Below are 24653 nucleotides of genomic sequence, written 5' to 3'. Positions count from 1 at the left end.
CGGCACCGATCGCCATCTTGAACCTAAAACTGCTTCTTAGCGCGTATAACCAGGGGAAGTCGTTGTCAGCCAGCTAAACCCCTGGCTTTCACAGACGAGCGGAGTCATACGCTCGATTGCGTGTAAGATCGTGCCGTCGTAGGGGATGGGCTCCTCCGGGTAGTCTGACCAATCGAACTGCCCGTCGAAAAGAGGTTTGATTGCCGCTGGACGCGCGAAAAACATGTTTCCTGTTGGAAATTCAATCGCCTTGGGCAAGTCGGGCGACATACCGATACGCGCCGCGACTGCCTGGGCAAACTTATAGTTTTCCGTCCAACCCACAACGGTTGGGTCTTCGGGAAATACTAGACCAAGGTTCTTATCGTTGTTGAACGACTGAACAATCAAGTCTAGCGCTCTGAAACGGTCGCCGAGCAGATTCTGAAAAAGAAACTCACGCCATATGTCGCTTGCGGAAGCGCCGCCCGCCATCTGGTTCCACGCCTCGCTTTTCTTTCCGTGTATGTGACCGATTATGTCGTAGCCAAGAAGCTCTGATCCGAACTCGGTAAGCATTGGACCGATATCTCGACCTCGGTTTGGCGTAAGCCGCACCTCGACCTTCCCACGACGGTAACTCTTAAGTCGCTTCACTATGTAGGAGGCAGCCTTCTCCGAAGTAGTGCTCACAAACAGATCCGGCTTCGTCTCATTTACCTCTAGACGCGACAATATTTCGTCCAGCACCACCGCGTAGTGCAGGTGAATATGTAGACCAACCGTCGCCTTTCGACTTACGTCCAACCGACCGCTTGTCTCTAGGGACATCACGTTACGGAGCCAAGGTCCTTCGGGACGCCCACTGCGTATCCAGTGTGCCAACGGGTTCTGGAATGGCGGCGCTGACAGGTCTGGATGTCGCTCGCGGTAGATGTGAGGTGAAAAGCCTGGCTTGGGGCGACGAAACATTCCACCATGGAAACTCGCTCCGGCCGCGGTCAGCCGAACATAACGCTTTACTGCGTCGGTGCCAGCCAAGCCGTTACCGAGTGTATCGGGAAGGCTTTCCAGACTCAGTTCATCCTGCTCACGGAGAGTGGCCTCATCCTGTTTAGCCTGGTCGACGATCTTTGCTGCCTGGGCCAGGAAAGCTGTCAACTGTTCCACGTAGGTATGCATCTCGAACTGTTCGCTAGCCAGTTGCTGAAAACGAGCAGCAATACATTCTCGCCTCGCGGGGTCCTTCGCCAATTTGACAACGACGTTTGCTGCAGCCTCAACGTCCAAATAGGGAACAGCGAGCTCCTTCAAGTCCGGATCTCTTGAAAGGTACTCCGCGATTCCAGTTGTCTGCTCAAAACACAGCAGCGGCAATCCGGCGTGAAACGCGTCGATGGCGACGTTCGGGAACGGGTCCAAGCGGGAACTCAATATCATCATATCCGCAGCGAGGTAGAGCTCTTCGAGCTCCGACGCGTCGACTGCCGGAACCATTGAGAAATTTTCTGCCAATCCGCTCCGACTAATTTGGTCCTTCAGCCATAGCGAATAGTGCGGATCTTGGTCGGGTTGGAAGCCATCACCAACCCAAATAAAATGAACATGATCCCTACCTAATTTCTTTAAAACCTTTTCAGCGATTATAGCAAATAGGTCCACACCCTTTCGAATTTGAACGTAACCACAGCCTATGCAAAGAAACTTCCCATTATCCTTTGCGATCTTTATCGCCTTTGGCAGTTCCGTCGATGCTTGAACCTTACCTGCAGTCGCCGGGATGACACTTTTGCCCTGCGGCAGGACGACCGCGTGCGGTAGCTCCTGATATTTACCGGCCTGCAATGCAGAATCCATCGTCAACTGCGACGAGAAGACGACGACTGTCGAATAGTCGAGAACATTCTTCATCCGGGAAAACGGAACGACATACTCAGAAAATTCATGGATCAGCGAGACAACAGGAAGCCCCATCTCCGAACAGGCTACAATAACATTCTCCGTCTCCGCACTGTTCGAGATTACGCCCGAAATGCGGTATTCCTCACAGAGGTGCGTCAGGAACAGGCGTCGCAAGAGTGACGGCGGCATCGTTACAAGAGAATTATCCGTCGCCGTTATTACGACGGCTGAATACTCTAAAAGTCGCTCATGGAGCTTTCCGCTTCTCAGCGAGACAGTCAAAACGTTGTATTTTCCAGATAGATGCCGGAGAATATTTAACCCCAGGATAGGGGCGCCAGTCATCGACGACTCGTGGATAACAAGCAGAATTGTCTCTCTATTAGACGATATTTTCTGCCTACCAATAGTTAAATTCTGTGAGGCATCGAAGCGCGCTGATCTCCCTTCATTGCGCCCATATTCAGTATAGTGGACAAGCAAATTCCCTTGAAAGTGCTGCAAGTCTGCATAGCGCTCACGATAGAAAATTGGATCAAAGAATTTACTTGGGTTGTGGCCCTGATTCTCACCTGAAATTATGTAGTGCCGCGCCGCCTCTTCATCGCTAGCTTCTGGCAAGCCAGCGACCTCTCGATAGTAATGCAGGTCGAAAAACGGGCTAACCAACACCTTTGCCGCCATCTCGCCGTCGCTGAGAGAAGCAGGAGCGGGCAGAGGCGGAACCTCGTTGATCCGTATCGACTGGAATTGTCCTAGAGCTCTCGCCGTATACGGTCGCAGGATCGGATAGCGCCTTATGACCCGTCGGCCCAAATCCTTCAACTGCTCGAAAAGCTTCACGTGGCAGCTCCTGTGGGTCTGAGAAATCAAGAGAAGATACTTGGAACAATCCGCTAACGTGCTCGGTCCAATTCCTCATATAGCCTCTTCACGGTCTGTGTAAGGCCTGCCTTGAGGGATATATTTGGTCCCCAACCAGTGTCGCGGAGTACTTTGGAAGTGTCTAAGATATTGGCGCGCACGTCGAAGCTGCGCTCTGTTTGGAACACGACTTTTGGCTTCCTGCCGACAATGTCGCCAAGTAGCTCAATAAGCTCTAACAGTGTCGTTCCGATCCTGGAACCGAGATTGTATACGGGCACGTGTTCTGCGGGCTGCCGTTGCAAATCGAGCACGGACAGGAGACCGGCGGCGGCATCCTCGACATGGAGGTAGTCGCGGACGATGCCGCCATCGCCCCAGATGACGATCTCCTCGCCGGCGATGATTTTGCGCGCGAAGATCGGGACGGCCCCCTGCAGCTTGGCCTGCGACTGGCTGGCGCCGTAGGGATTGCTGATGCGCGCGACGCGGAAATCCAGTCCGTCCCGGGCCCGGAAGAGGCTGCCGTAATGTTCCGCGCTCGCCTTGCCCCGGCCGTAGAAGCTGATGGGCCTGAGAGCATGGGATTCCGGGATCGGCAGCGTGTCGGCCGGTCCATAGACGGTACCGCCCGAGGACGCGAACACGACAACGGTTTCTGGAATGTCCGCCAGGTGCTGGAGCAGCGCGACCGTTCCGCCGACGTTCGTGGCGAGGTCGGCCGTGACGTCCCGGTCGGCGATCGCGGGCGTGCTGGACCAGGCAAGGTGGACGATCCCCTTCGGGCGCGCCTCGATCAGGGCGGCGAAGGTTCCATGATCGCGCAGGTCGAAGTGCAGCCAATCCAGTTCGTGCTCCGGCGGCCGCTGGCGTGAGGCGACGATCAGCTGATCGCCCCGCTTGCGGAACGCCTCGATGACCGCGGAGCCCAGGAAGCCGGTCGCGCCGGTCACCACATAGGTCGCCATCTCAGATCTCCTCTTTCCGCTTGCCCGTGGCGAGCGAGCCCAGGAGCGTCTCGAGCGTGTCGGCATAGAGCGACATTCCGAAGCGCTCGCGCGCCAGGATCAGCAACTTCGCCCGCAAGTCGCTGCGCCATGAAGGATCCACCGCAAGGCGCGACAGGACGGCGGCCGCCTCCTCGATGCCGAAATAGGGGACGACGAGGCTGCGCAGGTCCGGATCGGACTCCAGGATCTCCGGCAGGCCGCTGGCCTGGTCGAAGCAGACGACGGGAAGCCCGGCCGCAACGGCATCGATCGCCACGTTCGGCAACGGGTCGAGCCGGGAAGAAAGGAACATGGCATCGGCCGTCGCGTAGAGGCGCTCGAGCGATTGCTTGCCGAGCGCCGGCAGGAAGGTGAAACGGTCGGCCAGACCGCTGCGCTCGACCTGGTCCTTCAGCCAGACGGAGAGCAGAAAATCGCGGTCGGGCATGTAACCGTCGCCAACCCACACGAATTGAGCCTCGACGCCCTGCCGCCGGAGCCTTGCCGCGGCCGCGATGAAGAGGTCGACGCCCTTGCGCGGCTGCACATAGCCGCAGCCGATGCACAGGAACTGCCCGCCGCGCGCGTGCGCGGCGATGACGGGCTCGATCGCGTCGGCGTCCCGGGCCGGATCGCCGCCCGCCCTTTCGGGTATCTCGGACTTGCCCTGCGGCAGAACGATCGATGGCGGCATCTCGCCCGCGTCCCGGAAGGAATGCCGCTGCACTTCCGACGAGAAAACCAGGAGATCGGCATGGTCGATGACGGTGGCGAGGCGCGGCGGCGACATGTAGCCGGCAAACTCGTGCACCAGACACAGGACGGGGATGCCGGCCTGCTTTCCGGCAGCGGCGACGACCGCCGTCTCCGTGCTGTTGGCCAGGATCGCGCCGATGGGGAAATCCCGCTGCAAGGGACGCAGCACGCGCTGCGCGAAGGCTGCCGGATCGGCATCGATGATCGAGCCGAAAGCCGGCGATACCAGCGCCACGGCGAACTTGGCGAAATCTTCCCGGATCTCTCCGCCGTTCAGAAGAACGCAGACCACGTTAACCTTGCGCGACAGCTCACGGGCGAGATTGAGGCCGAGGATCGGGGCCCCTGTCCGGCTGGCCTCGTGCACGCAGAGCAGGATCGTCGGGCGGGCAGCGTCGAAGACCTGCTGCCCCGCCTGGCGACGGATGCGCACGAGCGAGGACAGCGAGATCGCGCGAAGAGCAAGCGGCCGCAAGGCCGGGTAACGGGCGAACAGGCCGCGGCCGACGGCGCGCACGCGCGGGCTGAGAGCCGCGACGAGACCCGCGCTCACGACGGCCTCGGCAGCGCGTCCGCGCCGGTTCGCGCGCCGACCGGACCGCCGAGGCAGGCTTGCACGCACCGCTCAACGCCACTCTGCCAGCTCGGCAGGACGTGATCGAACACGGCGTTGAAACGGCTGGCGTCGAGACGCGAGTTGGCCGGGCGCCGGGCCGGCGTCGGATAGTCGGCGGTGGTGATCGGGACAACCCGGGCGCTGGGTCCCCCGCGCGCCGCGGATGCGGCGAAGACCGCCTCGGCGAAGCCGGCCCAGCTCGTCTCGCCCGTCGCGACCATGTGGAACACGCCGTACCAGGCGCGCCGATCGCCAGGCGCCGCGAGGCGGCGTGCGACGGCAAAGATCGCCTCGGCAATGTCGGGCGCATAGGTCGGCGTGCCGCGCTGATCGCCGACGACCGAAACCGCGTCGCGCTCGCCGGCCAGGCGCAGCATCGTGCGCACGAAGTTCGCCCCCTGCGGCGCATGGATCCAAGCCGTGCGCAGGATCACATGGGCAGGATTGGCCAAAGCGACGGCGCCCTCCCCCTGCAGCTTGGAGCGCCCATAGACGCTTTGCGGGTCGGGTCGATCGTCCTCGGTGTAGGGCGTCATCTTGTCGCCGGAAAAGACGTAGTCGGTCGACAGGTGGATCAGGGGCAGGCCGGCCGCCGCCGCCGCGGCTGCGATGGCGCCGGCCCCCGTCGCGTTGACGGCGAACGCGCTCTCCGGCTCGGCCTCGGCCTTGTCGACCGCTGTATAGGCCCCTGCATTGACCACCACGTCCGGCCGTGCGTCGTCGATCGCCCGGACAAGGCTCGCCGGCTGGGCCAAGTCGAGATCCGGCCGCCCGACGGCGACCAGCGCGACGCCGCTCTTCGCCGCCTCATCGATCAAGGCGCGGGCGACCTGGCCGGTGCGACCGATGACGAGCAGGCGCATCACGCCTGCCGCTTCGTGCCAAGGCGTTCGCCGGCATACCGCCGGTCACGGATCGGCCGCCACCAGGCCTCGTTGTCGAGATACCATCTCACCGTCCGTTCCAGTCCGCTTTCGAACGTATCCTGCGCCTTCCACCCCAGTTCGGTCTCGATGCGGGTCGCATCGATGGCGTAGCGCAGGTCGTGCCCCGGACGGTCGGTCACATAGGTGATGAGGTCGCGTCGCGAGCCGCCGCCGGCCCGCGGCGCGAGCCTGTCGACCGTGTCGCAGATGGCTTTGACCACGTCGAGGTTGGAGCGTTCGTTGTTGCCGCCGATATTGTAGGAGCGGCCGGGTCGTCCCTCGGTGACGACGAGGGCGAGCGCCCGCGCATGATCCTCGACATGGAGCCAGTCGCGCACGTTCTCGCCGCGTCCGTACACCGGCAGCGGCTCGTCATGCAGCGCATTGAGGATCATCAGCGGGATCAGCTTTTCCGGGAAGTGGTACGGTCCGTAGTTGTTGGAGCAGTTGGAAAGCACCACCGGCAGCCCGTAGGTATGATGCCACGCCATGACCAGATGGTCGGACGCGGCCTTGGAGGCAGAGTAGGGCGAGGAGGGGTTGTAAGGCGTTTCCTCGGTAAACAGCCCGCCGTCCAGCGGCAGATCGCCGTAGACCTCGTCGGTCGAGATGTGGTGGAAGCGGAAGGCCTCGCGCCGTTCCGCAGGCAGCGAGTCCCAGTAACCCCGCGCCGCCTCCAGCAGTTCGAAGGTCCCATTGATATTGGTGCGAATGAAAGCGCCGGGTCCGTCGATCGAACGGTCGACATGGCTTTCCGCCGCCAGGTGCATGATGGCATCGACGCCTTCGCTGGCCAGCAGCTCGGAGACCAGCGCGCGATCGCAGATGTCACCTTCCACGAGCCGATAGTTGGGATCGTCGGCGATCGAGTCGAGCGACGAGAGGCTGGCGGCATAGGTCAGCGCATCCAGGTTGACCAACTGGTGCCGGCCGTCCCGAACAAGATGGCGGCAGACCGCCGATCCGATGAAGCCGGCGCCGCCGGTAACGAGAATCTTCAAGCGTCCTTCTCCTTGTCGAGTCCAGTAAGCGACGAGAACCGGGCACCGGCCAAGCCAGGCGCATCGCGATCCTTGTCGGATAGGATGGGGGTTGCGCCGTTCAGGGCCCAGTCGATTCCGATGTCGGGGTCGTCCCAGCGCAGCGAACGATCATGATCTTTCGAATAGGGCGACGAGACCTTGTAGAGCACCTCGGTATTCGGCTCGAGGGTCAGGAAGCCATGGGCGAAGCCGACCGGAATGTAGATCTGGTTGAAGCGGTCGGGCGACAGCTCCAGCGTGACGTATTGGCCGAAACTGGCCGAGCCCTCGCGAAGATCCACCGCCACATCGAGCGCGCGTCCCCGGATCACCCGCACCAGCTTGGCCTGGGCGAAAGGCGGCACCTGGAAGTGAAGTCCGCGCAGGGTGTGCATCGGCACCGACAGGGAATGGTTGTCCTGGCACCAGTCGTCGGCAATGCCGGCCTCAACGAAGCGCTGACGGTTATACGTCTCGGAGAAGTAGCCCCGTTCGTCCCCGAACTTCGGCATGCGCACCTCAAGGACGTCCGAAATGGCCAGGGGACGGATGTCGATCATGTGGCTCTCATGGTTGAGGGGGTCCATACCGAGTGCTCGAAAGTGGGCTATAAAGCCGATGCGCGGCCCTTGTGCAATGCCGGGCAGCTAAGTAGGAGCTATCGAAATCAAGGCTGGCGAAAGGAAGACAACGATGAAGGGAATCATTCTCGCCGGCGGCAGCGGCACCCGACTCCACCCCATGACGTTGACGGCCTCCAAGCAGTTGCTGCCGATCTACGACAAGCCGATGATCTATTATCCGCTCGCGACCCTGATGCTGGCCGGCATCGGTGACATCCTGATCATCTCGACTCCGCACGACTTGCCGCGTTTTCAAGCCCTTCTGGGGACGGGCGAGCGCTGGGGCATCTCCCTCAGCTATGCGGAACAAGCCAAGCCCGAAGGGCTCGCGCAGGCGTACCTCATCGGCGAGGAATTCGTGGCGGGCGAACCCTCGGCCCTGATCCTCGGCGACAATCTCTTCTATGGCCACGGCCTTCCCGACCTGCTGGTGCGGGCCGCAGAGCGGCTCGACCGCGGCGAGCCCGGCGCGTCGGTCTTTGCTTATCACGTCTCGGATCCCGAACGGTATGGTGTGGTCGCGTTCGACGCGGACGGCCGCGCCGAAAGCATCGAGGAAAAGCCGGCGAATCCGCGATCGAAATGGGCGGTGACCGGCCTCTACTTCTACGACGGTCGAGCGGCTGAGCTGGCTGGATCGCTCAAGCCGTCGCCGCGCGGAGAACTGGAGATCACCGATCTCAACCGCCTTTACCTGGAGGAGGCGACGCTGCGGGTGGAAACGCTCGGCAGAGGCTTCGCCTGGCTCGACACCGGCACGCCGGACTCTCTCCTCGAGGCGGCCGAATTCGTCCGAACGCTGGAAAAACGCCAGGGCTACAAAATCTGTTGCCCCGAGGAGATCGCGTTTGCCATGGGCTTCATCGACGTCGAGCAGCTGGCCCATCTCGCGCAGGAGCTCGGCAAGAGCAATTACGGCCAATATCTCGCCGAGCTCGTGCGCAACAACCGGTCGTAAAGCAATCCTATGCCCATCGCGAGGGCTGGGGATCTGCATCGCGACTGCAGAACGCAGCCCGTCTTGCGACAGAATGCGTGCCTCACCGTTGCAGTCTCTTCTGCCGTCGGACTGGTCGAAGCAAAGGAAATCGACTGGACGCGGGCTGCCGTCCGCGGCCGGGCCGATCGTTCAGGATGTCGCTGCGAACGGCCCCCTTCGGTTTGGTCGACAGGGCGCGGAAGGGGCGCAATGAAGGCGTCCGATGCGGGACTTCGGCCGAATCTTTGTATATGACCCATGACTTGACCCAAGCTCCTCCCCATCCATCCGTCGTCATCTTCGTCCACGTCTTCTACCCGGACGTCTGGAGCGAGATGGCCAGAGTCATCGCTGCTCATGTTGCAACGCCATTCCGGCTCGTGATCACGACGCCGCTCGATCCGAGCGAGATAGTCCCCCTCGCCTCCCCGTTCCTCATCAGCCAGGTAACGCGCACCAGCGAGAATCGCGGGCGTGACATCCTGCCGTTTCTGTTGGCGCTCGAAGCGGAGGAACCGTTCGAGATCGGGCTGAAGTTGCACACCAAGCGGTCGCCGCATCGCGCGGACGGCCACCTCTGGCGCCAGTCGATCCTTGCTTCACTGCTGCCGCCCCCGCCTGGCGTCGACGAAATCATCTCCGCTTTGCGCGACACGCCGAAACTCGGCCTTCTGGCGCCAGAGGGGTTGTTGCTGCCGCTGCGTGATCGGCTGAACGACAATCGTCGACAGGCTGAGCGCCTCGCTGCCGAAATCTGTGGCGGCCATGGGCGTGCGGTGCTGAAGCAGGGCTGGTTTGCTGCCGGCTCCATGTTCTGGTTTCGCCGGGGCGCACTGCAGGATCTGTCGGCCTCGCGCCTTATTGGCGAGTTCCCTCCGGAACGCGGCCAGCTTGACTCGACCGGTGCCCATGCGTTGGAGCGGCTCTTCGTGATCGCCGCCGAACACCGGGGCTTCGTTGCGCTACCGGCTGATGCTTTGGCTCAAGCCTCGTCCGTCAAGACGAAGGAGGACGCGCACCGGATCGCCGCGGAACGCCCGCCCAGCGAACATAGCTGGCTGCCGTCGCGTCCCCTGTTGATCGCACAGCGATACGTCCCGTTTCTCGCCTGGACATACCGGCGCATTCCGCCCCGCCTTCAGCAAGGACTGCGCCGGATCCTGCCGAGCGCCAGCAAGCGGCCTCCCCGCTCGTCCTAGGAACCCGCAGTGCCCTGTTCTGCGACCGAAGCCTTTGATCGCTGCAGCTCTGCTCGAACGGCGTATCGGGTCTCGGCACTCCCGTGTCGAAATTGGCCCGTAGCGCATCCCTATCGGACGACGTCAACGATACGCCGCGACATTCTGGGACTGACCACCTGGGTCATTCCAACCCGTTTCGGCGGCCGCCTCAAGCCGCGGCTGCCAAGACCACAATTGGCTGGATGTGAAATCGGGACCGAACAGGGTCGATCCAACCGATCGCGCCCATCCCGGGCTTTGCACTGGGGCGGCGTTGGCGAGACGCCGAGCACTGAAGGGCTCGGTCAGAACGCAGAACAACCATCGTTCTGAGACAAGCTGCTGGCCGCTCACATGGGGTGTAAGTTCGACATTTTGCCGATCGCGAAGACGTCTTGGTGGTTGTCCCACGCATGATCAACCTGCCGGTTGACGCGAAGCCCGGCCTCGGTCACAGCCGCTGTGACCCACTCTCGCTTTGCTGCCGAGATCCCATACTGCGCGTTGTGCGGATAGGGAGCGTAGCCGTAACCACTGTTCAGATAGCCGCTCAACACTTGCCGGGTTGAATCGGCGTCTAACCCGTAGATGCCGTCGGCCCGAAAGCTCGCCTCGAGGAGGCGACCCGCAACGAAGGCACCGTGAACGCTGACAACGGCAACACCCTCCGGCGAAAGATGTCGAGCGATGAATGCGAGGAAAGACTTCGTGTCCTGGTCTCGCAAGTGGGTGACGAGCGATCCAACCCAGATCAGATCGAACTGAATTCCGAAATTGATGCCATCGAACTTCTCGTTGGACGTCAGCTTCGTGCATCCGAGGACGCTGGCGCAAAAATCAGCGCCTTCCTCATCAAGATCTGCGACGTACACGGTGGAATTTGGATAGGTGGCACGCAGATGACGCGCGACGCGCCCATGCCCGCAGGGCAGATCAAGAATGGCCTTCGGCGACTGAGGCACTCCCGCCAGCGCCATTGCCTTCATGGCCGAACGGCCGACATCCAGATATCGGGCCAGGTCACCGTCCATCATCGTTTCCGATGATGAAATCGTTTCGTTTACAGCCACGCCAGCTGCTCCCGTCGTTTAACTGCTATGGCATAAGGAGATTGCCGGTGCGTTGCAAGCCCAGCACGCTTCTGCGTCCATGGGCACGCCCGCTACAAAGTCGATTGGCTTTCGGCCACGCCAATGATAACAGCCCTACATCAACGAGAGGCTAGGGCATGATGCGCATCGGGCGGTCGAGTATAATTCTTTGGATAGTCGCGCTAGCTATTGTCGGAATCTACACCGCAGTATTGATCCAGAATTCGCTGTATCAAGGCTCACTTGCTCTCCCGATGACATTCGATGATTCATCGTATTATCTCGATGGCGCGCGTTTTATAGCGGCCCTTTACGATCGCGGGGTAAGCGGCATCAGGTCAGAGTATTTACCGGCCCCACCGCATTCACCGCTCTCGACGGGAATGGCTTTCGTCGGCTTCCTCGTCTTCGGCATCACAAAATGGTCTGGATACGCGGTCGGCGGGCTTGTGCTGGCTTGTTTCGTCCGTTTGTTTCTTGGCGCCTCTTCGTCGATACCGTTAGGCTACGCGATCCTGCTCGTGATCGGACTGCTGACAGCTCCCTATTTCGGTCAGACCGTCATGTGGTTTCGGCCGGATATGATCGTGGGTCTCCTGATGGCGGCCGGCTCTCTTCTGATCGTTGTCAGCGGTGACTGGGTCGTTCGCCGGAGAACGCAGCTTCTCAGTGGTGTCTTCTTCGGACTGGCACTGCTGGCGAAACCAACTGTATTCCATCTGACCTTTGCGGTGTTTGGCGTCGCATTTCTGCTCGCCAGCGTACCCCATGTGGTCAGAAAAGAATGGCGCTTACTCTGTGAAGCCTGGCTTGTGACCGGCCTCCTCGGCGTCTTAGTGGCCCTGCCACATTATTACATCGCGGCCACCAGTATATTGACCTATATCTGGGACGTGGTGTTCGGCGCTCAAGCCGAGATCTGGACACGTCCCGTTCCGTTCTGGCAGTCGGCAAAGTTCTATTTCGTCGATCCCAATTATGGCTGGCCCGTGCTCGGATACTGGTATATCCCGACGCTTTTTGTCGGTCTGGTCGCTGTTGTCGCGCGATGGTTGCGTTCTGAGCCACTTTTGTGGTCCCGGGGCGCGGCGCCCGCCCTGCTGTTGTTGGCGACCTATCTGCTCGTCACGATTCCGAGCTTCAAGGGACCCCATGGGTTTGTTTTCGCGGCCTTGCTCATCTCGACCGCTGCCCTTGGGTCGGTTTACCTAACGGCAGTGTTGCCGAAACCCGTTGCTTGGGTCATTCCCGTCGCCGCACTTCTCTTCGGCATCACCACCTTTGTGTGGCCCTTCCAGCTTCGTGGCGGACAACCTGACCATAAGTTCATGGCGTCGCGGACCGAGATTCTCGACCAAGCCTTCTCTGCCATCCAGGCTCTGGACAGCAGTAAAGTGATGTTGGAGACAACTTCGTCAGTATATTTGAACTACAATAATATCGCGCTGAAAGCCTATGAGGAAGGTCAAAAGCCTTTGAGACCCGCCTCTATCGCAATGGCTACGGAAGAGAACGAGATTCGGGATGCCATTTCGAGATCCGATGCCATCTTAGCCTTCACGCCCGAGTATACGATGGTCTTCGACCATCTTCCCAGCGCATCGCCGGACGTGCGGGCACTGACGATCAGGCTGATCGAGGAAAGTGGCCGCTTCGGGCCACCGACAGCGATCGAGGACAAGGCTGCTGGTGGTGCCGCTTTGATCTATAAGGTCAGGGGAGAACCACCCCTCTAAACGTCGGTGCCTATCGTCTGATGGGTGGCGGACAAGAAGACGCGCCGGCGGAGAACTCCGGGCCGAGAATGGGCGCCGACTTTTAGGCTCTGCTGCCGGCCCTGCCGAACTGACAGACGCGGGCTCTCGCCGCCCGCGCCCCCGTCCTGCGCTGATGCTTCAGGCGAACACCACCGTCTTGTGCCCATTCAGCATGACGCGGCTTTCGACATGCAGCTTTACCGCCCGCGCGAGCACCCGGCTTTCGATGTCGCGGCCGGCGGCGACGAGGTCGTCGGCGGTCATGGCGTGGGTGACGCGCTCGGTCTCCTGCTCGATGATCGGCCCCTCGTCGAGATCGGGCGTGACGTAATGGGCCGTCGCGCCGATCAGCTTGACGCCGCGCTCGTGTGCCTGGTGGTAGGGTTTGGCGCCCTTGAAGCTCGGCAGGAAGGAGTGGTGGATGTTGATCACCTTGCCGAACAGCCGCTTCGACAGGGAGTCCGACAGGACCTGCATGTAGCGGGCGAGGACGACGAGGTCGGCGCCGGTGTCGCGCACGATCGCCAACAGCTTCTCCTCCTGTTCGGCCTTGGTGTCCTTGCCGACCGGCAGATGGTGGAAGGGGATGCCCTCGATCTCGGCGATGCGGCGGGCCTCCTCGTGGTTGGAGACCACGGCGACGACCTCGGCATCCATCCAGCCGACATGGATCTGGTAGAGCAGGTGGCGCAGCGCATGGTCGAACTTCGAGACCATCACCACGATCTTCGGCCGCACCGCGGCGTCGATGACCCGCGTCTTAACGTCGAAGCGCGAGATGACCGGCTCGATCGCCCTTTCGACGCCCTCGCGGGTCACGCCGACGGGCGCGGTGAAGGCGATGCGCATGAAGAAGCGCCCGGTGCCGCGATCCCAGAACTGGTTCGATTCGGCGATGTTGGCACCGAGCTCCGCCAGTTCCGTCGTGACCGCGGCGACGATGCCAGGCCGGTCGACGCAGGACAGGGTGAGCACATAGGTGGCGATGGGGGCTTCGGCCATGCGGGAACTCCGGGGGTGGATGGATGCGCGGACCGCCGCAAAGGCGGCGTTCCGGCGCGGCGCTGATCCTCTCTAGCGCTGCAGCGCAGCGCAGGCGAGGCCGATCCCGACCGTTTGCGTCGAGTCCGCGACAGGCTGCGCGCGGCGGGCTGTGGAAAGGTCGCCTGAACCCATCAAATTTTGTGATCCGGGCCATTCTCCGGCGAAATGTCGGGTTGCGTCGGCATCGCTGCTATGAAACTGATCATGCTCAGGTGATCGACAGCGTGTGGCCGAAAGGCGGCGGTCGATCGTGGGCACCACGCGGACGGCACGCAAAGGCGGTTCATGGAATATTTTCTGCAGCAATTGATCAACGGGCTGACGCTCGGCTCGATCTACGGGCTGATCGCCATCGGCTACACCATGGTCTACGGCATTATCGGCATGATCAACTTCGCCCATGGCGAGGTCTTCATGGTCGGGTCGTTCGTCGCCCTGACGACCATCCTGGCACTGGCGATGATCGGCGTCACCTTCTTCCCGATCGTCCTCATCATCATGCTGGTCGTGGCCATGGCCTTCACGGCGCTCTGGGGCTGGACGATCGAGCGCGTCGCCTACCGGCCGCTGCGCGGCTCCTTCCGCCTGGCGCCGCTGATCACCGCCATCGGCATGTCGATCTTCATCCAGAATTTTGTCCAGGTGACGCAGGGCGCCCGCGCCAAGCCGCTGGCGCCGCAGCTCTCGGGCAATATCGTGCTCTATGCCGGCGAGGGCAACATCGACGTGCAGGTCTCCTACATGCAGATCCTGATCATGGTGACGACCGTCGTCTTGATGACGATCTTCACCCTCGTCATCGCCAAGACCCCGCTCGGCCGCCAGCAGCGCGCCTGCGAGCAGGACGCCAAGATGGCCTCGCTGCTCGGCGTCAATGTCGACCGCACGATCTCGCTGACCTTCGTCCTCGGCGCCAGCCTCGCTGCGGTCGCGGGCACCATGTACCTCCTCTACTACGGCGTCATCGACTTCTACATCGGCTTCCTCGCCGGCGTGAAAGCCTTCACCGCGGCGGTGCTCGGCGGCATCGGGTCGCTGCCCGGCGCCATGCTCGGCGGCCTCCTGATCGGGCTGATCGAGACCTTCTTCGCCGGCTACTTCGCCGCCGAATACAAGGATGTCGCCGCCTTCTCGATCCTGGCCATCGTGCTGATCTTCATGCCCTCCGGCCTGCTCGGCCGTCCGGAAGTGGAGAAGGTCTGATCATGACGAGTCTCGACCCCACCGCCACCGCCGAGCCGGTGCGTGACACCCGGCTCGTCCGGTCGGTGAAGGATGCCTGCATCGCCGCGGCGATCGCCGCCCTCCTCACCGTCTTTTTCTTCCTCCTGCGCAGCGACATCGCCGTCGGCGGCCTCGTCCTGTCGATCCGTCCCGATCTCTGGGTCATCGCCATCGGCCTCGTCTTCGTCGTCCGCTTCCTCGTGTCCTACTTCATCTTCCGTGCCGAGCGCCCGGTCGACACACGGGCGAAGGCGCCTGCCTCGGCCTCGCGGGCCAACACGCTGAGCGTCCTCGACAAGGCCTTCGGCATCGCCATGCTGCTGATCGCGCTGGGCCTGCCCTTCCTCATCGACGCCGTGCTGCCGAACCAGAACCGCTATCTGCTCGACCTCGCCATCCTCATCGTCACTTATGTGATGCTGGGCTGGGGCCTCAACATCGTCGTCGGCCTCGCGGGCCTCCTCGACCTCGGCTATGTCGCCTTCTATGCCGTCGGCGCCTATTCCTTCGCGCTGCTCGCCATCAACTTCGACCTCGGCTTCTGGGTCTGCCTGCCGATGGCCGGCCTGTTCGCCGCGGCCTGGGGCGTGATGCTGGGCTTTCCCGTGCTGCGCCTGCGCGGCGACTATCTCGCCATCGTGACGCTCGCCTTCGGCGAAATCATCCGCGTGGTCCTCATCAACTGGGCGCCGATCACCGGCGGTCCGAACGGCCTGCTCGGCATCCCGAAGCCGACGCTGTTCGGTCTCGAATTCAACCGCGGTGAAGGCGGCTTCGCCGACTATTTCGGCCTCGAATACTCCTCGATCCACCGCTTCATCTTCCTCTACTACATCATCCTGGCACTGGCCCTGTTTACCAACTTCGTCACCATGCGCATGCGCAAGATGCCGATTGGCCGGGCCTGGGAAGCGCTGCGCGAGGACGAGATCGCCTGCCGCTCGCTCGGCATCAACACCACCAACGTCAAGCTCACGGCCTTCGCCACCGGCGCGATGTTCGGCGGCTTCGCCGGCTCGTTCTTCGCCACGCGCCAGGGCTTCATCTCGCCGGAGAGCTTCACCTTCATCGAGTCGGCGATCATCCTGGCCATCGTCGTCCTCGGCGGCCTCGGCTCGCAGCTCGGCGTCGTCATCGCCTCGGTGGTGATGATCGGCGGCATCGAACTGCTTCGAAACCTCACCATCCTCAAATCGGTCTTCGGCGAAGGCTTCGACCCGACGCAGTACCGCATGCTGATCTTCGGCCTCGCCATGATCGCCATCATGGTCTGGAAACCGCGCGGCCTGATCTCGTCCCGAACGCCGTCCGCGATCTACAAGGAGAAGAAGAAGATCGGCGCCGACATGGTCTCGCAAGGAGAGGGTCACTGATGGCCGTCGCCATGAACTCCCCCGCCGTCCCCGTGGCCGAGGCGCCGCAGCGCTGGCTGACCGATCCGATCCTGAGGGTCGAGAACCTCACCATGCGCTTCGGCGGCCTGACCGCCATCGACCGGCTGTCCTTCGACGTCGGCCGCGGCGACATCACCGCGCTGATCGGGCCGAACGGTGCCGGCAAGACCACGGTCTTCAACTGCGTGACCGGCTTCTACAAGCCGACGGAGGGCCGCATCGCGCTGAAGCGCGGCCGCAACATCGCCGATTCGGTCGTCGACCAGCTCACCGCCAGCGGCGACCAGCACCGCGAGCATGCCGACGGCTCGGTGTACCTGCTCGAGCGCATGGCCGACTTCAAGATCACCGAAAAGGCCGGCGTCGCCCGCACCTTCCAGAACATCCGCCTGTTCGGCGGCATGACGTGCCTGGAAAACCTGCTCGTCGCCCAGCACAACACGCTGATGCGCGCCTCCGGCTTCACCATCGCCGGGCTGTTCGGCCTGCCAGCCTATACCAGGGCGCGCAAGGCGGCGATGGAGAAGGCGATCGCCTGGCTCGGCTATGCCGATCTGCTCGACCGCGCCGACGATCCGGCGGCCGACCTGTCCTACGGGGCGCAGCGCCGGCTGGAGATCGCCCGGGCGATGTGCACGGGCCCTGCTCTGCTCTGCCTCGACGAGCCGGCCGCCGGCCTCAACCCGCGCGAATCCGCCGAGCTGAACAAGCTGCTGCGCCTCATCCGCGACGAGCACGACGTGTCGCTGCTCCTGATCGAGCACGACATGGGCGTGGTCATGGAAATCTCCGACCACATCATCGTCCTCGACTACGGCAAGAAGATCGCCGACGGCTCGGCGCTCGACGTGCGCAATGACCCCCGGGTCATCGCCGCCTATCTCGGCGTCGACGACGAGGAGGTCGAGGCGGTGGAGGAGAAACTGGACGTCGGCGACGTCGACGCGGCCATCGAGGTCGCCCATGTCGACGGCACCACCGATGCGCAAGGGAGAGCTTCGTGAGCGCTCTGGAACAGACCGAGACGGCGGCGCCCGTTGTGCCGATGCTGACGATCCGCGGCCTCGAGACCTTCTACGGCAAGATCCAGGCGCTGCGCGGCGTCGATCTCGACGTCAACCAGGGCGAGATCGTCACCATCATCGGCGCCAATGGCGCCGGCAAGTCGACGCTGATGATGACGATCTGCGGCAATCCCCGGGCGCGCGAGGGGTCGATCGTCTATCGCGGCGAGGACATCACGCAGCTGCCGACCCACACCATCATGACCAAGGACATCGCCCAGTCCCCCGAGGGGCGGCGGATCTTCGGCCGCATGACGGTGACGGAAAACCTGCAGATGGGCGCGACGCTGCAGGACGAAAAACACTATGATGACGACCTGAAGCGGGTCTTCACCCTCTTCCCGCGCCTGAAGGAGCGGGCCGGCCAGCGCGGCGGCACGCTGTCGGGCGGCGAGCAGCAGATGCTGGCGATCGGCCGGGCGCTGATGGGGCGGCCGAAACTGCTTCTCCTCGACGAGCCTTCGCTCGGCCTCGCGCCGCTGATCGTCAAGCAGATCTTCGAGGTGATCCGCGAATTGAACCGCAACGAAGGCCTGACCGTGTTCCTGGTCGAGCAGAACGCCTTCCACGCGCTGCGCCTCGCCCATCGCGGCTACGTCATGGTCAATGGCCGGATCACCATGACCGGCACGGGGCGCGAGCTGCTGGCCCGTCCGGAGGTGCGCCAGGCCTATCTCGAAGGAGGAGCGCATTGATGGCGCCGGACATGAGCCTCTTGTGGGAAGTCAGCTGGGTCGAATTCCTGGTCGTCACGCTGGCGCTCGGCGGCGGCGGCGCCTGGATGGTCGGGCGCTCGACGGCGCTCACCTGGAGCGGCTGGGGCGTTCTCGTCTTCTACGTCCTGCTCCTCACCATCGCGGCCCGCTTCATCCATTTCAGCCTGTTCGGCGGCAGCTTCTTCCTGCCGGCCTCGACGATGGCGACCGCCCTGCACTACGCCGTCGTCGATTTCGTCCTGCTGATGGCGATCGCGGCGGCCGGGCGCCAGTTCGTCCGCCGCCGCCAGATGGCGCGGCAGTACGGCTTCCTTCGGCCGGCTGCACCGAACCTCTCTTAGGACCGGGAATCTTTCACCAAAGGCACCGATAAGTAGCATGCCGCTATTCCGTCACCGCCTTTCCTAGTCTTTACTCTCGTCAGGCAGCGCGTTTTGCCCGTGCTGGCTTTCCACCCCCCGTCCACCCCAGTCCGTACACACAGGAAGGTTGTCATGAAAAAAGCTCTTTTGGCCGGCGCCGCGCTCAACATGGTTTTCGCCGGCATGGCGTTCGCTGACATCACGATCGGCGTCGCCGGTCCGATGACCGGCCAGTACGCGGCTTTCGGCGAGCAGCTGAAGACCGGCGCCGAGCAGGCGGTGGCCGATATCAACGCCGCGGGTGGCGTCAACGGCGAGAAGCTGGTCCTCTCGGTCGGCGACGATGCCTGCGATCCGAAGCAGGCCGTGGCGGTCGCGAACTCCTTCGCCGGCCAGAAGGTCCCCTTCGTCGCCGGTCATTTCTGCTCGGGCTCCTCGATCCCGGCCAGCCAGGTCTATGCCGAGGAAGGCATCATCCAGATCTCGCCCGCCTCGACCAATCCCGACTTCACCGACAAGCGCCCGGGCGACGGCATCTTCCGCGTCTGCGGTCGTGACGACCAGCAGGGCCAGGTCGCCGGCGCCTTCATCGCCGAGAAGTTCAAGGATGGCGTCGTCGCCGTGCTGAACGACAAGTCCGCCTACGGCAAGGGTCTGGCCGACGAGACCGAGAAGTACATGAAGGAAGCCGGCAAGGAGCCGGTGCTGGTCGAGTCCTACACGGCCGGCGAGAAGGACTATTCCTCGCTCATCACCAAGCTGAAGCAGGCCGGCGTCACGCTCGTCTACATCGGCGGCTACCACACCGAGGCCGGCCTCATCGCCCGCCAGATGAAGGACCAGGGCGTCACCGCGACCATCATGTCGGGCGACGCGCTCGTCACCGACGAATACTGGGCGATCACCGGCGACGCCGGCGAAGGCACGCTGATGACCTTCTCCCCGGATCCGCGCAAGAACGAGGCGGCCGCTCCGGTCGTCGCCGAACTCGACAAGGCCGGCAAGTCGGCCGAGGGCTACGTCCTCTACACCTATGCCGCGATCCAGGCCTGGGCCGAGGCTGCCAAGAAGGCCGGATCGACCGAGTACGAGGCCGTCACCGCGGCCCTGAACGAGGGCGGCTACCAGACCGTCATCGGCGACATCACCTTCGACGACAAGGGTGACGTCAAGCTGCCGGGCTACGTCATGTACGAGTGGAAGGCCGGCAAGTACGACTACCTCGCCGCCGCCCAGTAAGGACGGAAGGTACTTTTCGGCCCGCCGGGTCGGATGAAGGGTCCGGTGCAGCGATGCGCCGGACCTTTTTTTTTGTGGCCGCGCAAGCCGCAGGGCGGCAAGGTGCCAGCTGCCCACCTTTCCCAGCATGGCGCCATTCTTCTCCCCGCCGGGGGAGAAGGTGGCCGCCGCAAAGCGGCGGACGGATGAGGGGGCGACGGCTCAGAACATCCTCCTGGCCGTGCCCCCTCATCCCCCTGCCGGGACCTTCTCCCCGAAGGGGAGAAGAAAACCCTCCTCAAGGCCTGCGCATCGAGCGCTTTTGCGGATGCGTGCGCGCCCCCGCGCCTGTATGTCTTGCCCGTCCCGTCCGTCGTCGGAAACGCATCATGAGCAGTCTCAAATTCGGCACTAGCGGCCTGCGCGGCCTCGTCGGCGACCTCGTCGGCGCCCCGAGCTTCGCCTACACGCTCGCCTTCCTGCGGCACCTCGAGGCCGTCGCACCGGCCTCCGCCCGTGACCGCGTCCTGCTCGTCGGGCAGGACCTGCGCGCCTCGAGCCCGGCGATCGCACGCTCCTGCCTGGCCGCGGCCGAAGCTGCCGGCTACACCCCGCTCGACTGCGGTGCCCTGCCGACGCCGGCGCTGGCCCTGGCCGCCATGGCGCATGGCGCTGCCGGGGTGATGGTCACGGGCAGCCACATTCCCGACGACCGCAACGGCCTGAAATTCTACCGACCGGACGGCGAGATCGACAAGGACGACGAGGCCGGCATCGTCTCGGCCTTCGCCGCGCTCAGGACCGTCGGCACGCCGCCCGAGGCCGCCGTCGCGGCGCCCTACCCGGCGCTCGCGGCCTACATCACGCGTTATCTCGATTTCTTCCCGCGCGACGTGCTGGCCGGCCTCACCATCGGCGTCTACGAGCAGAGCTCCGTGGCGCGCGACGTTCTGTCGGAGGTGCTGTCGGCGCTCGGCGCTCGGGTCGAGGGCCTGGCGCGCTCGGACCGGTTCATTCCCGTCGATACCGAGGCGCACCGGCCCGAAGACAAGGCGCTGATCGCCGGCTGGGCCGCCGACGGGCGCTTCGACGCCATCGTCTCGACCGACGGCGATGCCGACCGGCCGCTCGTCGCCGACGAGACCGGCAGCATCCTGCGCGGCGACATTTTGGGTCTCCTGACGGCCGGTCATCTCGGCATCGGCACCATCGTCACGCCGATCACGTCGACTTCGGCGATCGAGACCTCCGGCATCGCCGCGCGGGTCCTGCGCACCCGCGTCGGCTCCCCCTATGTCATCGCCGGCATGCTGGCGGCGGGCGACGGCACCGTCCTCGGCTTCGAGGCCAATGGCGGCGTGCTTCTCGGCACCCCCATCGAAAGAGCCGGGCGACGCCTCGCGGCCCTGCCGACGCGAGACGCGCTGCTGCCGATCATCGCCGTCCTCGCCACGGTCGCGGCAAAGGGCCAGTCGCTCAGCCAGGTTGTGGCAGGCCTCGACGCCGGCCATACCGCCGCCTACCGCCTGCAGGACGTGCCCGCAGCGCGCAGCGGCGAGCTCCTCCGCCGCCTCGGGGACGATGCGGCCTATCGGGGCGATTTCATGGGCGATGTCGGCGCCGTGGTCGCGGTCGACCGGCTGGACGGCGTGCACATGACGCTGGCCGACGGCAGCGTCATCCATTTTCGCGCCTCGGGCAATGCGCCGGAACTGCGCTGCTACATCCAGGCCGCCGATGCGCAGCGTGCCGAGAGCCTGCTGGCCTGGGGCCTGGCGCGGGCAGATGCGGCGATGGCCGCGCTGGCCTGAGCCGGCCCGCAGTCGACCGGAAACGGCAGCCCGCGGGCCTCGCCGCTTCCGCCGGTGCAGGTGTCAGATGGCGGCGCGCAGAACGGCGTGCACGCCGACCGGCGCCGGCTCGTAGACGAGCTCGGCCTTCAGACTGTGCGCCATGGCGCCCATCAGCCGGCGGCCGAGGCCGGTGCCGCGCGGCGCATCCGACGGCGCCAGCCCGCGACCGTCGTCTTCGACGCGGAGCTCGAAGCGGTCCTCGCCCTGCTTCATCAGCGAGATCCGCACCTCGCCGGAATGGCCGGGATCGTAGGCGTATTTGCACGCATTGCTGACCAGCTCGTTGACGATGACGCCGATCGACACGGCCTGGTCGGTCTTCAGCCGGAGCGCCTCGACATGCAGCCGGAGATGCCGCGGCGCCGTGGCGCTCGACCAGGTCTCTTCCAGCTCGGCGAGCAGCGCGGTGAGATAGTCGACCATGTCGACGAGGCTGACCTCGTCCGAGGTGTAGAGCCGGCGGTGGACCTGGGCGATGGCGAGGATGCGGCGCTGGGTATCGCGCAGGGCCGAGCGGGCGCTCTCCTCCTCGACGGCGCTCGCCTGCATCTGCACGAAGCTCGAGACCATCTGCAGGCTGTTGGCGACGCGGTGGTTCACTTCCTTCAGCAGCGCTTCCAGCCGCGCATTGGTGGCGAGCAGGGAACGCTCGGCATTCTCCTTGCCGAGGCGCAGCTGGCGGTGATCGAAGGCCTGCTGCAGCGTCGTCGACAGGAGGTCGAAGAAGTCGTCGCCGATCGTCTTGACCACATAGTCGGAGGCACCGGCCTTCATTGCCGCGACCGCAATGCTGCTCTCCTCCGAGCCGGTGACGTAGACGACCGGCGGCTGGTACGGCAGTTCCCGCAGCCCCGCCAGCGTCGCCAGCCCGTCCTGTCCGGGCATGTAGTGGTCGACGGCGATGACGTCGAACATCTCCGCGCCGGCCAGCGCCACTCCCTCCTGGCCCGAGCCGGCCGTCACCACCGTGTATCCCCGACGCGTCAGCGCCCGCGCGGTGATTTTGCGCAGTCCCTCGTCGTCGTCGATATACAGAATGCGCTCGGCCGCAGTCATCCCGCGTCGGCCTCGACTTCCGGCACCTGGATGACCGTCAGGAACAGGCCGAGCTGGCGGATCGCCTGGGCGAAGGATTCGTAGTTCACCGGCTTGGTGATGTAGACATTGGCGCCGAGATCGTAGCAGCGCTGGATCTCGACCTTGTCGTCCGTGGTGGTCAGGACGACCACCGGCGTGCGCCGGAGCGCGCTGCCTTCCGCCTTCATCCGCTGCAGGATGTCGGTGCCGCTCATGTCCGGCAGGTTGAGGTCGAGCAGCACCAGCGCCGGTCCGTTCATCGCCGGGCCGTCGGGCGCGTGGAAGAGGTATTCCATCGCCGAGGTGCCGTCGGTGAAGTGGCGGATGGCGTTGGTGACGCCGGCGCGGCGGATGTTCTTTTCGATGAGGCGGGCATGGCCCTCGTCATCCTCGATCATCACGATATTCACGGTCTGATGGCCGGTCACTTGGCACCTTCCTTGTTGAGTTGAAACTGCGGCGGCATGGACAGGCGGAACGTCGCGCCCTCGCCGAGGCTGGATTCGCAGCTGATCGTGCCGCCGAGACGATAGGCCAGCGCCCGGACATGGGCGAGTCCGATGCCCTCGCCGGGCTGGTCCTGCGCGCCCGAGCGGCGGAAAAGATCGAAGATCCGCTCATGGTCCTTCGGATCGATGCCTCGGCCGTTGTCCTCGACCTCGAAGACGACCCGTCCGGCGGCGCGCTTGGCGCGGACGACGACCCTTCCCGGACGCCCGGGCTTGAGATATTTCACCGCGTTCTCGACGAGGTTGGACAGGATCTGCTCGACGGCGACGCGGTCGCTGACGATCTTCGGCAATGGCTTCTCGATCTCGACTTCGGCGCCGACCTCGGTGAGGCGATGCTGCATGCTGTCGACGATGCCGTCGAGCATGGTGCCGACGTCGAGCGGCTCGGGCGTGATGACGCGCCTGCCTTCGCGCGACAGGCGCAGGATGGCGTTGATCAGCCGGTCCATCTTCTGCGTCGAGGAGCGGATGAAACCGATCGCCTCGGGCAGATCCTCCCGGACCGCCAGGCGCACTTCCTCGGTGACCAGCGCCGGCGCCTCGACATCGACCTTCTCGATCAGCTCCGCCAGCGGCTTGACCACGGCGTCGAGCTCGCTGGTGAAGCCCATCACGTTGACCAGCGGCGAGCGCAGATCGTGCGAGACGATATAGGCGAAGCGCTGGATCTCGTCGTTCGCCCGCTGCAGGTCGGCGGTGCGCATCAGCACGGCGGTCTCGAGATTGTCGTTGAGGTCGCGCAGCGTGTCGCGCGAGCGCTTCACGTCGCGGAAATTCTGCCGCAGCGAGACGCTCGTCACCGCCGCCACCAGAAGCAGGAGAATGCCGGAGACGGCCAGCAGGATGTAGGAAAGAGCGATGCCCTCTTCCTGGCTTTCGCGGCGGGTGAGGAGGAGGCGCTGCTCCTCCTCCGACATCCGCCGCGCCGTCTCGCGCAGCTCGTTCAGGATGTCGCGCCCTGCCGCCGCGAACGCCGCCTGCGCCGCCTCCGGTCCCTCGGTGCGGCGAAGCGCGATCGAGCGCGTGATCTGGTCGAGATGGGCGGCGCTCCGCGTCCTCAACGTCGCCAGCGCATCGATCTGCACCGGGTTGTCGCTGGTCAGCGATCCGATCCTGTCCATGACCGCCGTCCGGCTGGTCACCGCGTCGTCGAGGGTCGCGAGCAGGTCGTCGGCCGGGTCCAGCAGATAGCCCCGCCGTGCCGACTCGACGCGCTCCGTCAGACCGCGGAACTGCAGGATCGCCTGCTCCACCTCATAGGTGTGCGACACCAGCCGACCGATCTCCTGCGACTGCGACAGTCCCCACATCGCAGCGCCGACAGCGACGATGAGGGAAAAGAAACCGGAGACCAGCGAGATCAGGATGAAGCGGTTGGACAGGCGGTCGGGCATCTTCATCGGTGTGCAGGTTCCTGTCGCGACATGGGCGCCATCCCCGGCCGGCAAGGCGGCACGAAGGGGCG

General features: G+C 64.0%; 21 protein-coding genes. 10 read left to right on the top strand and 11 right to left on the bottom strand.

Annotated features, from left to right (window positions below):
* Positions 1-36 precede the first annotated feature (36 nt).
* The 6 genes from IEX88_RS08095 to rfbC are packed head-to-tail and all read right to left on the bottom strand — an operon-like array spanning position 37 to position 7614.
* Positions 37-2724 (bottom strand): rhamnan synthesis F family protein, encoded by a 2688-nt coding sequence (locus IEX88_RS08095; protein WP_188850078.1) that lies wholly within the window; start codon positions 2722-2724, stop codon positions 37-39.
* A 53-nt stretch (positions 2725-2777) separates the two neighbouring features.
* Positions 2778-3713, bottom strand: a complete 936-nt coding sequence (locus IEX88_RS08090) for an NAD-dependent epimerase/dehydratase family protein (RefSeq protein ID WP_188850077.1) — start codon at positions 3711-3713, stop codon at positions 2778-2780.
* Between the two features lies 1 nt (position 3714).
* Positions 3715-5043 (bottom strand): glycosyltransferase family 4 protein, encoded by a 1329-nt coding sequence (locus IEX88_RS08085; RefSeq protein WP_188850076.1) that lies wholly within the window; start codon positions 5041-5043, stop codon positions 3715-3717.
* The gene (rfbD, locus tag IEX88_RS08080) at positions 5040-5969 is read right to left on the bottom strand and encodes a dTDP-4-dehydrorhamnose reductase (protein WP_188850329.1); all 930 of its coding nucleotides are present in this window, start codon (positions 5967-5969) and stop codon (positions 5040-5042) included. The genes IEX88_RS08085 and rfbD overlap by 4 nt, the downstream gene beginning before the upstream one ends.
* Positions 5969-7033: a dTDP-glucose 4,6-dehydratase gene (rfbB, locus tag IEX88_RS08075; protein WP_188850075.1), complete on the bottom strand. Its 1065-nt coding sequence runs from the start codon at positions 7031-7033 to the stop codon at positions 5969-5971. Before rfbB ends, rfbD begins: the two co-directional genes overlap by 1 nt.
* Complete coding sequence (gene rfbC, locus IEX88_RS08070; protein WP_188850074.1) at positions 7030-7614, bottom strand: dTDP-4-dehydrorhamnose 3,5-epimerase; 585 nt, start codon at positions 7612-7614, stop codon at positions 7030-7032. The genes rfbB and rfbC overlap by 4 nt, the downstream gene beginning before the upstream one ends.
* A gap of 133 nt (positions 7615-7747) precedes the next feature.
* Here rfbC and rfbA point away from each other — a divergent pair, with 133 nt between their 5' ends.
* Both rfbA and IEX88_RS08060 read left to right on the top strand, forming a co-directional pair.
* A complete protein-coding gene (rfbA, locus tag IEX88_RS08065) occupies positions 7748-8635 on the top strand; it encodes a glucose-1-phosphate thymidylyltransferase RfbA (RefSeq protein WP_188850073.1) in 888 nt (295 codons plus the stop codon).
* A gap of 272 nt (positions 8636-8907) precedes the next feature.
* Positions 8908-9855, top strand: a complete 948-nt coding sequence (locus IEX88_RS08060; protein WP_188850072.1) for a rhamnan synthesis F family protein — start codon at positions 8908-8910, stop codon at positions 9853-9855.
* Between the two features lie 371 nt (positions 9856-10226).
* Here IEX88_RS08060 and IEX88_RS08055 read toward each other — a convergent pair whose 3' ends face one another.
* The gene (locus IEX88_RS08055; RefSeq protein ID WP_188850071.1) at positions 10227-10946 is read right to left on the bottom strand and encodes a class I SAM-dependent methyltransferase; all 720 of its coding nucleotides are present in this window, start codon (positions 10944-10946) and stop codon (positions 10227-10229) included.
* A 158-nt stretch (positions 10947-11104) separates the two neighbouring features.
* On the opposite strand from IEX88_RS08055, the gene IEX88_RS08050 reads away from it, so the two are divergent.
* Positions 11105-12703, top strand: coding sequence for an ArnT family glycosyltransferase (locus tag IEX88_RS08050; protein ID WP_188850070.1), 1599 nt, complete (start codon positions 11105-11107; stop codon positions 12701-12703).
* Between the two features lie 159 nt (positions 12704-12862).
* Here IEX88_RS08050 and purU read toward each other — a convergent pair whose 3' ends face one another.
* Positions 12863-13726 (bottom strand): formyltetrahydrofolate deformylase, encoded by an 864-nt coding sequence (purU, locus tag IEX88_RS08045; protein ID WP_188850069.1) that lies wholly within the window; start codon positions 13724-13726, stop codon positions 12863-12865.
* Positions 13727-14053: 327 nt separating this feature from the next.
* Here purU and IEX88_RS08040 point away from each other — a divergent pair, with 327 nt between their 5' ends.
* From IEX88_RS08040 to IEX88_RS08010, 7 genes are all read left to right on the top strand, one after another.
* Positions 14054-14971 carry an ABC transporter permease subunit gene (locus IEX88_RS08040; protein WP_188850068.1) on the top strand — a complete coding sequence of 306 codons (918 nt, stop codon included), beginning with the start codon at positions 14054-14056 and terminating at the stop codon, positions 14969-14971.
* A 2-nt stretch (positions 14972-14973) separates the two neighbouring features.
* Positions 14974-16365: a high-affinity branched-chain amino acid ABC transporter permease LivM gene (gene livM / locus IEX88_RS08035; protein WP_188850067.1), complete on the top strand. Its 1392-nt coding sequence runs from the start codon at positions 14974-14976 to the stop codon at positions 16363-16365.
* Positions 16365-17390 (top strand): ABC transporter ATP-binding protein, encoded by a 1026-nt coding sequence (locus IEX88_RS08030; protein WP_373289559.1) that lies wholly within the window; start codon positions 16365-16367, stop codon positions 17388-17390. The genes livM and IEX88_RS08030 overlap by 1 nt, the downstream gene beginning before the upstream one ends.
* Before the next feature lie 41 nt (positions 17391-17431).
* Positions 17432-18145, top strand: a complete 714-nt coding sequence (locus tag IEX88_RS08025; protein WP_188850328.1) for an ABC transporter ATP-binding protein — start codon at positions 17432-17434, stop codon at positions 18143-18145.
* Positions 18145-18507, top strand: coding sequence for a DUF6867 family protein (locus tag IEX88_RS08020; protein WP_188850066.1), 363 nt, complete (start codon positions 18145-18147; stop codon positions 18505-18507). The genes IEX88_RS08025 and IEX88_RS08020 overlap by 1 nt, the downstream gene beginning before the upstream one ends.
* 153 nt (positions 18508-18660) lie before the next feature.
* On the top strand, positions 18661-19767 hold the full coding sequence (locus tag IEX88_RS08015) for a branched-chain amino acid ABC transporter substrate-binding protein (RefSeq protein WP_188850065.1): 1107 nt from the start codon (positions 18661-18663) through the stop codon (positions 19765-19767).
* A gap of 368 nt (positions 19768-20135) precedes the next feature.
* Positions 20136-21557 (top strand): phosphomannomutase, encoded by a 1422-nt coding sequence (locus tag IEX88_RS08010; RefSeq protein ID WP_188850064.1) that lies wholly within the window; start codon positions 20136-20138, stop codon positions 21555-21557.
* Positions 21558-21620: 63 nt separating this feature from the next.
* Here the strand turns inward: IEX88_RS08010 and IEX88_RS08005 are convergent, their stop codons facing one another.
* The 3 genes from IEX88_RS08005 to IEX88_RS07995 are packed head-to-tail and all read right to left on the bottom strand — an operon-like array spanning position 21621 to position 24588.
* Positions 21621-22655 carry a response regulator gene (locus IEX88_RS08005; RefSeq protein ID WP_188850063.1) on the bottom strand — a complete coding sequence of 345 codons (1035 nt, stop codon included), beginning with the start codon at positions 22653-22655 and terminating at the stop codon, positions 21621-21623.
* Positions 22652-23074 (bottom strand): response regulator, encoded by a 423-nt coding sequence (locus IEX88_RS08000; RefSeq protein WP_210319257.1) that lies wholly within the window; start codon positions 23072-23074, stop codon positions 22652-22654. Before IEX88_RS08000 ends, IEX88_RS08005 begins: the two co-directional genes overlap by 4 nt.
* A gap of 26 nt (positions 23075-23100) precedes the next feature.
* Positions 23101-24588, bottom strand: a complete 1488-nt coding sequence (locus IEX88_RS07995; protein WP_188850061.1) for a sensor histidine kinase — start codon at positions 24586-24588, stop codon at positions 23101-23103.
* Positions 24589-24653: the final 65 nt, after the last annotated feature.

The organism is Aureimonas glaciei (assembly GCF_014643375.1).
GTDB classification, from domain to species: domain Bacteria; phylum Pseudomonadota; class Alphaproteobacteria; order Rhizobiales; family Rhizobiaceae; genus Plantimonas; species Plantimonas glaciei.
Note: the sequence above shows the minus strand (reverse complement) of the source record. Positions and strands in the feature narration are given on the sequence as shown.